This window comes from Vibrio sp. Vb1554, from assembly GCF_033344235.1.
In genome coordinates this window covers 58,285-72,347 of record NZ_JAWPOJ010000012.1, presented here as the reverse complement: position 1 = coordinate 72,347, position 14,063 = coordinate 58,285, and the positions used below count along the sequence as shown (strand labels likewise).

The 14,063-nt window shown below is 44.2% G+C and carries 10 protein-coding genes and 1 tRNA gene; 4 read left to right on the top strand and 7 right to left on the bottom strand.

From position 1 onward, the window contains the following. Positions 1-18: 18 nt before the first annotated feature. The 4 genes from R8N28_RS12255 to R8N28_RS12240 form a co-directional block, all read right to left on the bottom strand. Entirely contained in the window at positions 19-474 is a 456-nt protein-coding gene (locus tag R8N28_RS12255) for a MarR family winged helix-turn-helix transcriptional regulator (RefSeq protein ID WP_017635039.1), read from the bottom strand. A gap of 187 nt (positions 475-661) precedes the next feature. Then, positions 662-3,823, bottom strand: a complete 3,162-nt coding sequence (locus R8N28_RS12250; protein WP_262635302.1) for an efflux RND transporter permease subunit — start codon at positions 3,821-3,823, stop codon at positions 662-664. Positions 3,824-3,825: 2 nt separating this feature from the next. Continuing rightward, complete coding sequence (locus R8N28_RS12245) at positions 3,826-4,965, bottom strand: efflux RND transporter periplasmic adaptor subunit (protein ID WP_065274363.1); 1,140 nt, start codon at positions 4,963-4,965, stop codon at positions 3,826-3,828. Between the two features lie 465 nt (positions 4,966-5,430). Then, positions 5,431-7,068, bottom strand: coding sequence for a methyl-accepting chemotaxis protein (locus R8N28_RS12240; RefSeq protein WP_005378266.1), 1,638 nt, complete (start codon positions 7,066-7,068; stop codon positions 5,431-5,433). Between the two features lie 774 nt (positions 7,069-7,842). Between R8N28_RS12240 and R8N28_RS12235 the strand changes: the two genes are divergently transcribed. After that, positions 7,843-8,832, top strand: a complete 990-nt coding sequence (locus R8N28_RS12235) for a Solitary outer membrane autotransporter beta-barrel domain (protein ID WP_005388404.1) — start codon at positions 7,843-7,845, stop codon at positions 8,830-8,832. A 5-nt stretch (positions 8,833-8,837) separates the two neighbouring features. Here R8N28_RS12235 and R8N28_RS12230 read toward each other — a convergent pair whose 3' ends face one another. Next, positions 8,838-9,086, bottom strand: a complete 249-nt coding sequence (locus R8N28_RS12230; protein ID WP_005378271.1) for a hypothetical protein — start codon at positions 9,084-9,086, stop codon at positions 8,838-8,840. Positions 9,087-9,901: 815 nt separating this feature from the next. Here R8N28_RS12230 and R8N28_RS12225 point away from each other — a divergent pair. From R8N28_RS12225 to R8N28_RS12215, 3 genes are all read left to right on the top strand, one after another. Beyond that, a complete protein-coding gene (locus R8N28_RS12225) occupies positions 9,902-11,233 on the top strand; it encodes a cytochrome ubiquinol oxidase subunit I (RefSeq protein ID WP_065274361.1) in 1,332 nt (443 codons plus the stop codon). A 2-nt stretch (positions 11,234-11,235) separates the two neighbouring features. Continuing rightward, positions 11,236-12,228 (top strand): cytochrome d ubiquinol oxidase subunit II, encoded by a 993-nt coding sequence (locus R8N28_RS12220; RefSeq protein ID WP_005388401.1) that lies wholly within the window; start codon positions 11,236-11,238, stop codon positions 12,226-12,228. Positions 12,229-12,577: 349 nt separating this feature from the next. Next, entirely contained in the window at positions 12,578-12,706 is a 129-nt protein-coding gene (locus R8N28_RS12215) for a hypothetical protein (protein WP_017635045.1), read from the top strand. 273 nt (positions 12,707-12,979) lie between these two features. Here the strand turns inward: R8N28_RS12215 and R8N28_RS12210 are convergent. Together R8N28_RS12210 and R8N28_RS12205 are read right to left on the bottom strand one after the other, a co-directional pair. Continuing rightward, a tRNA-Ser gene (locus R8N28_RS12210) sits at positions 12,980-13,067 on the bottom strand. 144 nt (positions 13,068-13,211) lie between these two features. Further along, positions 13,212-13,661 (bottom strand): L-alanine exporter AlaE, encoded by a 450-nt coding sequence (locus R8N28_RS12205; RefSeq protein WP_054575116.1) that lies wholly within the window; start codon positions 13,659-13,661, stop codon positions 13,212-13,214. Between the last annotated feature and the right edge of the window lie 402 nt (positions 13,662-14,063).

The window sequence follows — 14,063 nt, the reverse complement described above, 5'->3', positions numbered from 1 at the left end:
AAACGGCATTGATGTCAGTTACTGGTCGTGATTCGCAAAAGTGAGCTTTCTTACCAGACGAAAAAATTCACTCGCTTCAGATTCCGACAAACAAGAAAAAAACTCTTTCTGTAAATTCGTCATGATTTGATGAACTTGCTTTAAAGCATTTGCTCCCTCTTTTGTCATGCTTAGCATTTTAAGGCGCTGATTCGATTTACTTTTAGAAACTTGAACAAACCCTCTCTTTTCCAGATTGTCCACCATCCGCTTTGCTACACTTCGCTCAGTTCGAACCGCATCAGCCAACGCTTGCTGGCTCATAGGTTGAAATTCTTCTAAAGCGGCCAGTGCACTTGCCATTTCTAGTGTCATCAAATTTTGCCGAGACAGCTCGGCTTGGGCACGATTGCGGTACATGCGCTGCATCACACCGCAGACAAACATAGGGCTTTGATCCAAAACGGAAATTGGGGAAATTTTCTGATCTTTCATCGTCGTTTTTCTTCTTTAGGCTTTCATTCGGCCGAAAAGGCTGTGCTGATACTGCACACAACACGCCGTCTTTCAGGCTCGCGTCATAGACGGTAACCACCAAGTGAAAACATAAAATAAAGAGCGCCGAAGCGCCCTTTAATCGTGTTTATTATCACTAGTATAACTCAGTTAAAACAACCAAGTCCTACTCGCTTTGCTGAGTGGGTTTAGTGCTGGTCTCAGACAACTCTGCCTCCGACTCTTTTCTCGCACGTCGATCAAACAATCGCTCAACCACTACAAAGAAGATTGGGACGAAGAATATACCCAATATCGTGGCACTGATCATGCCACCAAGTACGCCGGTACCTACTGCGTTTTGACCTGCCGATCCCACACCTGAACTGATAGCAAGTGGTACCACACCCAAACCAAAAGCAAGCGATGTCATGATAATTGGGCGCAGACGAACGCGAACAGCATGTAAGGTTGCTTCGATAAGCCCAGCGCCTTTCTCATAGTAGTCCTTTGCAAACTCAACAATCAGAATGGCGTTTTTGGTTGCCAAGCCGACCGTAGTTAATAAGCTCACCTGGAAGAACACATCGTTATCCATACTGCGCGTCATTACCGCAAGCACAGCACCAAGCACACCAAGAGGAACAACTAACACCACGGCGAAAGGTACTGACCAACTTTCATACAAAGCGGCAAGAACTAAGAATACGACGAGGATAGATAGCGCATATAGCATCGGCGCTTGGTTTCCGGAAAGGCGCTCTTCATACGAAATACCATTCCAGTTCACCGTGAAGCCTTCCGGTAGCTTTTCTACCATTGCTTCAATTTCTTCCATGGCTTCACCAGTACTTACACCAGGAGCTGCACCGCCTTGAATATTCATTGCTGGCAAACCATCAAAGCGCTGCAAAAGAGGAGAACCATAGGTCCACTCGCCACTCGCAAAAGCAGAGAAAGGCACCATCTCTCCTTTAGCGTTGCGTACGTACCATGAATCGAAGTCTTTTGGCTGCATGCGGTATTCCGCATCACTTTGCACCATCACTTTCTTCACACGACCGCGGTCAATATAATCGTTAATGTAAGCCCCGCCCCATGCAGCTGACAGGATTTGGTTTACGTCATTGATACTGACATCCAAAGCACGAAGTTTGACGTGGTCAATGTTCACTTTGTACATTGGCGCATCTGCCTGACCGTTTGGACGAACACCGACAAGTTTCGGGTTTTGTGCTGCCATGCCCAGAAGTTGCCCTTGAGCCGCAACTAATGCATCGTGCCCTTTATTCAACGAGTCTTGGAGATAGAAATCGAAACCTGTCGAGTTACCTAGCTCTTGAATCGCTGGAGGGGCGAACGCAAACACCAAAGCTTCTTTAATGGTAGAGAAGTACCCCATCGCTCGACCTGTAATGGAAGCTGCATCGGCGCCAGGCGCTTCACGCTCAGACCAATCTTTCAAACCGATAAATGCCATCCCCATGTTTTGGCCTTGACCTGCGAAACTAAATCCAGCAACGGAGAAGACGGATTTTACATTGTCTTTTTCGTCTACTAGGTAAAAGTCACGCATTTTCTCAAGTGTTTTTTCCGTCTGTTCTTGTGTTGAGTTAGGCGGCAAAATAGCCATTGAGAATACTGTGCCTTGGTCTTCATCTGGCAAAAATGACGTTGGAAGGTTCATAAATAACCAGCCAGCACCTGCACTCATTGCCAAAAATACAACCAACATGCGACCTGTGCGTTTTAGAAGTTTGGCAACGCCGGTTTCATAGCCTGCTGTCATCGCATCAAACTTGCGGTTAAACCAGCCAAAGAAGCCTTTCTTCTCTAGAAGCTCAGCATCGCCTTTTTTCAGCAACGTAGCACACAATGCTGGAGTCAGAATTATCGCAACCAAAACGGAAAGCGTCATAGCCGCCACAATAGTTATTGAAAACTGACGGTAAATAACCCCTGTAGAGCCAGACATAAACGCCATAGGGACGAATACCGCAGAAAGCGTCAAACCGACACCAATCAGGGCACCAGTAATCTGTCCCATCGATTTTTTGGTCGCTTCTTTGGGCTCCAACCCATCTTCATGCATCACACGCTCGACGTTTTCCACCACAACGATGGCATCATCCACCAGCAAACCGATAGCCAGAACCATCGCGAACATGGTTAACGTGTTTACGCTAAATCCAGTCGCGTACAAAATAGCGAAGGTTCCGAGCAATACGACAGGCACTGCGATCGTTGGAATGATCGTCGCACGGAAGTTCTGCAAGAACAGGTACATGATTAAGAACACAAGAAGAATAGCTTCTAATAGCGTTTTAACCACTTCTTGAATCGAGGCTTTGACGAATGGCGTTGTTTCAAATGGGTAAGCAATCTGCAACCCTTCTGGGAACGTTGCACTCAGTTGTTCTAAGCGCTCTTTTACCGCATTGGCTGTCTCAAGCGCGTTTGCGCCAGTACCTAATGAAATACCTAACCCCGATGCTGGGAAGCCATTATATTGGCCTCGAATATCATAACTTTCTGCACCACGCTCAACGCGAGCTACATCTTTCAAATAAACATTCGAACCACTGGCGTCGGACTTAAGAATGATGTCTTGGAACTCTTCTACACTACTCAAACGACTTGCAGACGAAATCGTTGCATTCAACAACTGGCCTTCCTGCGCAGGTGCCGCACCAAGTTGACCTGAAGAAACTTGCGCGTTCTGTTCACTGATTGCATTTGCTACGTCGATCGCGGTCAAGTTGAACTGCGTAAGCTTAAAAGGGTCCAGCCAAACTCGCATTGCATACTGCGCACCAAACGCCTGCACTTGTCCTACGCCAGTTACACGACTTATCGGGTCTTGAATATTCGTTACAACAAAGTCGCCGATATCGCTTTCTGTAAAGTCAGGATCTTCAGAATAAACTGCGACAACCATGAGAAATGCCGTATTGGATTTATTGACGACAATACCTTGGTTTTGTACCTCCATCGGCAATGAAGTCAATGCCAATTGCAGTTTGTTCTGCACCTGTACTTGCGCGATATCAGGGTCAGCTTCGCTATCAAACGTCAGGGTAATTGTCGCATTACCAAATGCATCACTGCTCGATGATAGGTAGCGAAGGTAATCTAATCCTGTCATGTTTTGCTCGATAACCTGCGTTACCGAGTCTTCAACGGTTTTTGCTGATGCACCTGGATAGCGAGCACTGATGGTGATCGTCGTCGGTGAAATCGTTGGGTATTGCGAGACGGGTAAATTGAATAATGACATTACCCCCGCCAACATCGTTAGAATCGCGAGAACCCAAGCAAATACCGGACGATCGATAAAAAATCGTGCCATGATTACTCCTGTTCACCGTTTTGGATAGTTACCGAACTGCCTGGCCCTACCTTTTGTAAACCGGCGGTAATGACTTTATCACCCGCGTTCAAACCATCAATAATGCGCCATTGGCTATTGATCGCTTCAGCAGTCTTCACTGGTTTCGCTTCCACTTTGTTCTCGCCATTAACCGTCATCACTGTCGCTTTACCTGTCGCATCACGAGATACCGTATTTTGTGGTATTAGAATCGCATCAGGGTCGACACCAGTAATGACCGTCGCACGAACAAACATTCCAGGTAGCAACAAACCGTCAGGGTTTGGGAATTCGGCACGAAGCGTCACGCTGCCCGTACTTTCGTTCACATTGACCTCAGTAAATTTCATTGTGCCTTTGTGTTCGTAAGTGCTGCCATCTTCAAGCATCAATGTAACTTGCGCAGAGTCATCTTCTTGCATATGGCCTTGGGAGAGTGATGCTTTCAAACGCAGCAGTTGCGCGGATGATTGCACAATATCAACATTGATAGGGTCAAGCTGCTGAATGGTCGCTAATTTGGCAGCTTGGTTAGCCGTAACCAACGCACCCGCTGTCACACTCGATTTACCGATCACTCCGCTAATCGGAGCTTTGACTTGCGTATAATCTAAGTTGATTTTTGCTGTGTTGATCTTGGCTTTTGCGACTAGGACCTGCGCTTTCGCTTCTTTGTATGCCGCTTCTGCTTCATCCAAGTCTTGTTGGCTGATGGATTTTTTGGTGATCAAGGTTCTGTAACGCTTCACCGTGGCATAGGTCGACTCTGCCGCAGCTTGCGCACGGATTAATTCCGCTTCAGCGCTCAGCAAATCCGCCTGAAATGATGAATCATCAATTTGATATAGCGACTGTCCTTGTTCAACAAGGCCACCTTCAACAAAATTTCGCTCCGAAATAATGCCAGTGACTTGCGGACGAACTTCCGCTTCTTTGAATGCTCGGCTACGACCCGGCAACTCTACTGTCAATGCTTGGCGCGTTGGCTGGACTGTTAACACTTCTACTTCGGTTGTGGGCGCAGGACCACCACCTTGGCTCGATCCTTCTTCGCTAGGTTGACATCCAACCACAAAAAGGCTCGACGCAATCAGCAGAGATAGCGTGGTTTTACGTCTCATGAATTTTTCTCTCTTATCTACCGACAAGCCTTCAAGATTCCTTATTAAAAGCTTCTAGAATGACTTAATAATGACTAATGGATGTATATCCAGAACAAATTAATTAGGATGATAAATACCCAGTGTTGTACATACAACAAAATTTACAGTTCTATACGCTTACGAAAAACGTTTATGGTAAAGGTGTTATGAAGTTCTCAAATTTGAAGATTTTGGGTTGGAAATCACATTTTCCTGTGTGCAATTGCAATGGTTAAAAAGCAGCAAAAGTGATGATAAAAGCATCATCACGCTGTACAGAGTTTGTTACCGCTGTCTAGGGTTATTTGCCCACTCTGGTATACGAACTAAAGTGAGAAAGGAATGTAAATATAGTCGAAATTTCACAAGTCAGGTTCGCCACTTATCTAAAAAATAACCCGCTAAGAAGCGGGTTATTTCGTCAGTGAGATTGCTGTTCTCAGCTTATACTTTGAACTGACTGACCTGATGATCTAAACGTTGAGTTTGCTCTGACAACATGGCTAAAGAAGCTTGCGCTTGGTTTACGATTTCCACAATTGAAGTGCTACTGTCTGCAATGCCTTGTACGTTGCTATTTACTTCGTCACTTACTGTACTTTGCTGGCTCGCAGCCGTTGCAATGTGTGTATTCATCTCGTTCATACGTGAAATCGCGTTCAAGATTTCAGAAAGGGATTCACTCGCTCGGCCAGCGGACTTGATCGTTTCATCACTGCTATTTTGGCTACCGCGCATCACTTCTACAGCTTGTCCTGCACCAGATTGTAGCTTTTCAATCATGGTTTGGATTTCTCCCGTACTCTGTTGCGTACGACTGGCTAAAGAACGAACCTCGTCCGCTACCACAGCAAAGCCTCGCCCTTGCTCTCCAGCGCGAGCCGCTTCAATGGCTGCGTTAAGCGCTAATAAGTTTGTTTGCTCGGCAATACCACGAATTACATCCAGTACGGACGCAATGTTACTCACATCATGATCCAATGTGTTAATGACGTGGCTTGCGCTTTCGATTTCACTTGCGAGGCTGCGAATTGAGCTAACCGTTTGATCCAAAATAACATTGGTATTGGTAAGTTCATCATTCGCTGTTTGGCTCGCAACCGCGGCTTCGTTAGCGCTATCGCTTACATTTCTGCTGGTGACTTGCATTTCGTGCACTGCCGCCGCTACCGCCTCACTATCTTTTTGCTGAGAAACGGTCGAGTTCGCGATGGTCTTGGTCAACGAGCTAAGATTTGCCATTTCGTTACGTAGGGTATTTGAGCTTTCAATTACCTGAGCGACTGTCACTTGAATTTTGGACACAAACTGGTTAAATGCGTCTGCTAAATTGCCAATTTCGTCTTGTGTTTTTACATCGATTCGCTGACTTAGATCACCTTCACCGGACGCAATTTCTGTCATCGCATTTTTAATATCATTGATAGGCTTCACAACCGTTTGCAACAACAAAAACGCCATCGCAATAGCGGCCAGAATAACAATCACAATGCCCGCTTCAAGAATGAGTTCTGCTCTTGTTGCAGCCGCTGATATTTCGTCCTTCAATTGGCTTTGCTTTTCTTCTATTGCATCTTTTACAACGTTAAGCTGCGCTCTAACCTCGATAAATTGGTCTTCAAAGGTATGTTTGTGCTCATTGTAGTAACCACGCCATTGAGATTGAGGTAAACGTAGCATCGCCTCATAACTTGCTAACCATTTTTCACCCAAAGAGACAAGCGTTCGAACTTCATTACCATGTGTAGAAGGCGTCACACCGGCTTGCGATAGCTCAATCATTTGTTCCATACGCGGCAGCGCTTTGTATGCGTTGTCTTTGTATTCACCGATGTGGTGATCAATATCGGTTTGAGTATCAGAAAGTGCAACACCTTGGATTGCAGATGTTGCTTGGTAAAGATCGCGATAAGCATCCTCAATCGTTAATAAGTTCGGCACGATCTGTTCGTTGAGTGTCTCACTCAATTCAGATTGCTTCCAACTTGTCATAACGTTTAATACAGAGCTCACAATAAACAATCCAATAATCAATGACAGCGGAATCACTATCTTCTGCTTGATCGTTAAGTTCTGGAACATGAATAGACTCTCTTTATTTATGGTATACAAACTGCCGGAAATTATATCAAACAAATAGAGTATACTATTAGGTAAAAGAGGCTATTCAACATGAAATCTAATGACTTTTTGACAAGGGTTCTAATTTCAACAATTAGTTGATTTTATACAAAATTTAACAAAGAGATCTTTTCAAAAGATGCAAATTAAAATGCTCTTTCAAAACGAAAAATATGTAACAGAAAGTGAATTAAAAGGGACCACATTTTGAAGAATAGATCGACTCAATGATTTACTGAGAACACATACAAAACACAGTTCTTGGATTGAGCACCACCGCGGAATATGCAAAGGTCCGAACATTTCTTCTAAAGCTCAAAAAAACCATTGTTTATCTGACGTATTTAAGGGTACTCCTTGATGATGTTAGTCGTGATGTTGGCAGACAGGATGCTTACAAGTTTTCGAAGTTAACCAGTAGCACAGTGAACGATTCAGATTTTCTTGAGCGCCAAGGCAATAAAAAAGTTTGCTATTTTCCTCTCAAGAGACGCATTAAAGAAAATAATGCAACCTAGTCACAAAGTCTTGCTACATCTTCAGAAAAGAATGATGTTGCTAAACAAATCTGGTGCAGCATACACATTGAAGCTAAACTCGTTTAAGGAACTTTTTCACATCAATATGAGAAAACATAGATTTCTCAAAGTTACACCGACCATTCAACGATTAAACTAATGTTAGCGTACCGGTACGTCCAAAAACTCCATGCATGAACCATTTGAAAGAGCCAAAATGTTCCAACCCAACTTCGCCTCAGTGGAGTGGCGAGTCGTTTCGCTCGCTCTCCTACTCTCTCTACCTCATACTGCTCATGCGGATCCACTAGATAAGGAAATTAGCAACCTTCTTCAACAACGTTTTTCTATCGCGGTGTTGCTGTCCGATACTGACGCAATTGCGTTTGGTATTGGCGACTTTGATCCGAATGCATTATTTGATACCGCCAACCCAGAGTTCGGGACTGACGAGTCAATCAATGAACGTCGAAGCAAATCCGTATATGTTCTCCCTTACACGACTAACTTTGACATAGAGGGCAGCGAGGATTTACATGAGCTGTCGTTTAAGGCATTTACGATACAAACAGAGAATGATCTCAAACTATTCGGCACAAGTAAGGATCTTCTCAAGGAAAGGACATACGGTGCATCGATTGGTTATGGGTATCTATACAAAGCAAGTGAAAACGTCACCCTTAGCACCAGAACGACGACTCACCTTATGCGTTATGAAAACTCATTCTCTACCGATAATAAACTTTCCTCCATCATTGGAAGAATCCTAGACGGCCGTGCCGTTAACGTTTCAGCATGGGCGGCAATAGTTCAACCATCCATTAAAGCCAAATACACGTCTCCCACAAGTTGGGGGAAATGGCATGCCAGTTCGACATTGAATTCATTCATTGGGCACAGCTGGGGAAGCGCAAATAACGGCAATATAGGCAACCCTAAAGGTTGGTACCTATCTAATGAAATCACTGGTTACTACAATATTTATCACGGTGAGCAAGCTTTATTTACTGGGATTAAAAGAGTCGACCTTTCGCATGATTTAAGCGATGAACTGGGAAGTCCGCATTACTACGAAGCTTCTATAGGATGGCTATTTTATGCACCAAAGCCCTTTGATTGGTTGGACAATTTCGGCATAGGCGTTAACTTCAACTACGGCTCGACTCTCAGAGGTGGCAGCATTCAACTTTACTACAACAAACAATAACGCTGTCAGTACAGGAACCAGTTGGTAGCATATATAACAAGAAGAACTAGAAGACACAAAAGGAATGGCAGAGTTAGCGTCTTCGCAAACTTTTTCATGAGACTTGGGTTATCAAACACCACACCTTCCGCTTCTCTTACCCTTCGCTCTTCGTCAAAATGCCATTTAATGGCTAAGTAGGCTCCTATCCCTAATACAATAAGCTTAAAAGCTCCAGCAAAGTAAGGAAAGAAATTAGCCCAACTGTCGTTCATTATCCATCTCCATCAAATTCAATATCAGCTTTGCGGTGGCAGAATCCAAGATTCATGTAGAATGCTCCCTCAAAGTCAGACTCTCTGGCTAGCGCCAGTCTACTGCTCGAGATAGCTGTCCACAACTCTCTTTACCAGATCGGCATTTATTAATTATTTAATAAATAACAAGAAAGACACTAGCACACTTGCTGAAAAGTAAGTGTCAGTTTGGATTGAAACTCATCAGGAATCGAAAATGGTCCACAGTCGACTTGTTGATCTAGTGAAAGCCGAATTACCTAGCGCCAAGTCGTTCGCTAGTATAAAAATGTAGCCTATCGCACTTCTGGTCGAGTGCTAACGAACTTATGATGCATATGTCATTAGCAGTGCAATTTTAAGTTTATCAATTAGCTAAAGTTTCCCACCTTAACTGCCAGTAAGTTTGCTGTGTTTGAGATGTTCTCGACATGACTAGTGTATAAATAGTATGGAGGTTCAAAGTGAAGGCAAGGCAATTTTCCTTACTAAAAATATTGTTTTTGTAATTTTATTTCAGGATTATCGAAACCATCATAAGGATAATTCGAACTAATCTTAATCCATGCTCCTTCAGTTACATTTGCTTTCTTTTACTCACTTCTCGCGACTATTAGTGGCATTTTGAGACAATTTCCTACACTCCTTTCTTTCCCTTAGTTGATATAAATCATGGTTAGAAGAAAACAGAATCACCTGTATTTCTCGATACATGAATCCAAACTGCCCGACTTTTCGTAACTAAATTACAGATAGACACGATTTTTAGTATGGCACGTTTTTGAGGAACCAAGATGTTAGATACCCTCATGCTGTCGCGGATCCAGTTCGCGGCCAATATCAGCTTTCACATTCTCTTCCCGACCATCACCATCGCGTTGGCATGGATGTTGGTGTTTTTCAAGTGGCGATATAACCGCACACAAGCTCCCGTATGGCTCGATGTTTATTACTTCTGGGTCAAGATATTCGCTCTTACTTTCGCCTTAGGTGTGGTATCCGGCATTACGATGAGTTTCCAGTTTGGTACCAACTGGCCAGGCTTTATGGAAAGAGTCGGAAACGTAGCAGGGCCATTGCTCGGATACGAAGTGATGACCGCCTTCTTTATGGAAGCCACCTTCCTGGGTGTAATGCTTTTTGGACGAGGACGAGTACCGGAATGGGTTCATACTCTCGCCACCGTTCTGGTTGCTGTTGGGACAAGTATGTCCGCGTTTTGGATTCTAGTGCTTAACAGCTGGATGCACACACCAAGTGGCTATGAAGTGATTGACGGCATTGTTCATGTAACCAGTTGGAAGGAAGTTATTTTCAATCCTTCTTTACCTTACCGTCTTCTGCACACGCTATTAGCATCGGCGCTGACTGCCAGCTTCTTGATTGCGGGTATCTCAGCTTATCAAATAATGAAAAAGCCAGATCACCGCTCAGCCAAACTTGGCCTAAAAGTCGCGCTGTTCGCGGCGGCTGGGTTCATCCCGGTACAAATCTTTGTCGGTGACCTTCACGGGTTAAACACGCTTGAACATCAACCTGCAAAAATCGCAGCGATGGAAGGCGTGTGGGAGACCGAGCAAGGCGCACCTCTTCTACTATTTGCGATGCCAAATGAAGAAACTAGCAGCAATGATTTTGAAGTGGGCATCCCAAAGCTGGCGAGTTTGATTCTTACGCATGACTTAGATGGGGAAATCCAAGGACTTAACGAGTTTGCACCTGACCACCCGCCAGTGAAGCCCTTGTTCTTTGGCTTCCGCGTGATGGTTGGTGTTGGTGTCCTTATGTTGCTTGTTAGCTGGTATGGCGCGGTGAAGCTAGCACGTAAAAAAGCGCTACCTAAACCTTACCTGTACACGGTATTAGCCATGACGTTCTCTGGCTGGATAGCCACACTGGCGGGTTGGTATGTTACTGAGATTGGTCGACAACCTTGGTTGGTCAGCGGTGTATTGCGAACATCCGAAGCCGTCACCACGGTTGCGAGCAGTAGCGTGATGACTTCGCTCATTATGTACTTAGCCATTTATGCTGCATTGCTGGTTGCGTACATCCATACCCTATTCTATTTGGCGCGCAAAGACATTGCAGCCCATGAAGTCCCACTGACACAACAAGAGGCCTAATCATGCTCGACTATCTACCAGAAATTTATCTTCTGCTGCTTGGCTTCTCGGTCTTTATGTATGCTGTGCTCGACGGCTACGACCTTGGCGTCGGTATCCTTTTACCAAGTGATAATGAAGCGCAACGTGACCGAATGATAGCCTCTATCGGCCCTTTCTGGGACGCGAACGAAACGTGGCTGGTGTTAGCCGTTGGTATTTTGTTGATTGCCTTTCCTACCGCTCACAGTTTGATTTTAACGGAGCTCTATATGCCGACCGCCATCATGCTTATCGCACTGATAATGCGTGGCGTGGCGTTCGATTTCCGAGCCAAAGCGAACTCGGATCATAAACCTCATTGGGATTGGTGCTTCAGAATTGGCTCGCTAATCACCGCACTAACTCAGGGTTACATGGTGGGTCGTTACATCATGGGATTTGAACAATCAACCGAAGCATTTGGCTTTGCTTGGTTAAGCGCACTTTGTGTAGCGGCGGCGTACGTTTACATCGGTGGCGCATGGTTAGTACTAAAAACGGAAGGTGATTTGCAAATACGCTCGGCCCGTTGGTCTCGCCGTGCTGGTTGGTTAGCAGCCTTAGGAATCTTGGTGGTTAGCGTTGTAAACCCAATTGTAAATCAACAAGTTGCCTTGCGTTGGTTCAGCTTCCCAGAAATCTTGTTGCTTGCCCCAGTTCCGTTAATTGTATTGGCAACCATCTTCCTAGTTGATCGCTATTTGCGTCAGGTTCCAATGGTGAATGATCTGGGTGTGCGCTGGCCTTTCTTTGGTGTCACCGTCATTTTCGCGTTGAGCTTTCTCGGGCTTGCGTATAGTTTCTTCCCAGAAGTTGTGCCGGGGTTGATGACCGCACAACAAGCGGCCTCCTCACCTGCGACATTAATAATCGTGGGCTACGGTGTGATGATTGTTATGCCGGTGATATTGCTTTACACCTTTGTGGTATACCGGATCTTCAAAGGCAAAGCGACAGAACTTAGCTACAAGTAGGAAAGGGAATTCCTCAACAAAGCGCCGCTGCTCATGCGGCGTTTTTTTGCAGTACTCAACGACTAAAGTATCTACCCAAGGCGACTGAGTGGGAACGCTGAGAGAATGTAGCGGCAGCCAGTAGTTTGTTCCTAACTAGAACGAGATAACCGTTTCTCAACTATAGCGATACAGGCACAAAAACAGAAAGAATATTTGATGTTACAAAAGGTAGACCGCCACTTTAAAACGCTTTGAGTATTTTTTGCGCTCAATGAGGTACAAGTATACTTATGCTTTTTATGACTTGTGAACACTCAATTGCATGTTATGTTGCTGTTGAAATCGTACATGAAATAAGGACAAGAACATGAAGATAAGATGCAAAACGACGCAAAGCATTGAAAAATTTAACCCTGATGACCTCAATCCAAACACAGATCTCTTTGGTATGATTGCTGTTGTATTCGTGTTCATGGCTGTTTTGCTTAGCATCTAGTAGCACTACGTTCATTCTTGTGGCCGTATTCATACCTCATGTGATATGGCTGCTAAATTCTAGATTAAAGCGGATAGGCTAACCCGCACCAATCAGATTATGGCGGCCTCTGTATAGCATCTTCAATTTTGGCGTTGTATCGAGGTGAGATGTGAATAGTTGGCTTGTAGATAGAATGGCGCTTGCACCTTGAGCACTCTTGTGTACTTTCAATGACGCATTACTTTAGTGTAGATACGAAAAAAGGCCTGATAAATCAGACCTTTTAGAATGTGGCGGTGAGTGAGAGATTCGAACTCTCGATACGTTGCCGTATACACACTTTCCAGGCGTGCTCCTTCAGCCACTCGGACAACTCACCGAATCAAATTTTGGTTAGCATCATTGGCTAACGAGGCGCTAATTTAATGATTATGTGCCTGATGGTCAAGGCTAAACATAAAAAAAAGCGCCCTTTTCGAATCGATTGCTCACTAAGTAACTAAATTGAGCAAAACTGGGGCATTTAGATGCTTTGAGAATAACCGGGAACACGGAACCAACGGCGGCACATGTCCAAGAAGTACCCATACAACACACCCATGCCACAAGAAATAACAGCGTTACTTGCCACCGCGGTCACAATTTGATCTGTAGACGCGCCAACTGCGAATAAGATACCCGCATAAACTGGAGATTGAAATAGTACATAAGCGACCAGATCAGAGATGTTTTTCATAAAGGAAGACGGTGACACCTTACTACCTTGATGCAGCACCCAATCACGAAAAACCCCATACGGCCAAGCAATGGCGATATTCACTGGAATCGATAGCGTACGCGATGCTAGAGATTGCTCAAATGTCATCCCTGAAATCAAAATCTCGACAATCATCCCTGTGATAAAGCAAAAAACAACCATAGCAAAGGTATCCGCTGCGGCGTGACGAATACAAAATGGTCCACGAGACTTCATTTACAAAACCCTTAAAATCAAACACTGCAATTAATAAAAATAATAAAACTATTAACCACTAAAAAGATACCAAGCCAGTTAATGATGCAATTAGAACACACAAAAACTAGCTTATGGCTCTGTATTTAAAATTAAGTTGTAAATTTATAACCAACTTTTAAAGTAAAAGTAGTTTTTTTCACCAATGACGAGTAAAAACGCCTAAAATTACGTAAAAATGGTACAAAAACACGGATTTCACTTACATAAAAAGGGGTTACGATAATTATTTTGACGTAAAGTTAGAACAAAACTCGGACTGTAAACAGTCACTCCTATAGCTTATGCTACCAAGCTGCGAAAATTCAGAGTATTACCGATATAATCACAGTAGAAGGTCTTGCTGCTTTACTCGTAAAAGTA

Coding starts and splice junctions, on each gene's coding strand:
- R8N28_RS12245 (WP_065274363.1), bottom strand. CDS start 4,965: ATGAGACGTAAAACCACGCTATCTCTGCTGATTGCGTCGAGCCTTTTT.
- R8N28_RS12255 (WP_017635039.1), bottom strand. CDS start 474: ATGAAAGATCAGAAAATTTCCCCAATTTCCGTTTTGGATCAAAGCCCT.
- R8N28_RS12215 (WP_017635045.1), top strand. CDS start 12,578: ATGAAGATAAGATGCAAAACGACGCAAAGCATTGAAAAATTTAACCCT.
- R8N28_RS12250 (WP_262635302.1), bottom strand. CDS start 3,823: ATGGCACGATTTTTTATCGATCGTCCGGTATTTGCTTGGGTTCTCGCG.
- R8N28_RS12230 (WP_005378271.1), bottom strand. CDS start 9,086: ATGAACGACAGTTGGGCTAATTTCTTTCCTTACTTTGCTGGAGCTTTT.
- R8N28_RS12220 (WP_005388401.1), top strand. CDS start 11,236: ATGCTCGACTATCTACCAGAAATTTATCTTCTGCTGCTTGGCTTCTCG.
- R8N28_RS12205 (WP_054575116.1), bottom strand. CDS start 13,661: ATGAAGTCTCGTGGACCATTTTGTATTCGTCACGCCGCAGCGGATACC.
- R8N28_RS12235 (WP_005388404.1), top strand. CDS start 7,843: ATGTTCCAACCCAACTTCGCCTCAGTGGAGTGGCGAGTCGTTTCGCTC.
- R8N28_RS12225 (WP_065274361.1), top strand. CDS start 9,902: ATGTTAGATACCCTCATGCTGTCGCGGATCCAGTTCGCGGCCAATATC.
- R8N28_RS12240 (WP_005378266.1), bottom strand. CDS start 7,068: ATGTTCCAGAACTTAACGATCAAGCAGAAGATAGTGATTCCGCTGTCA.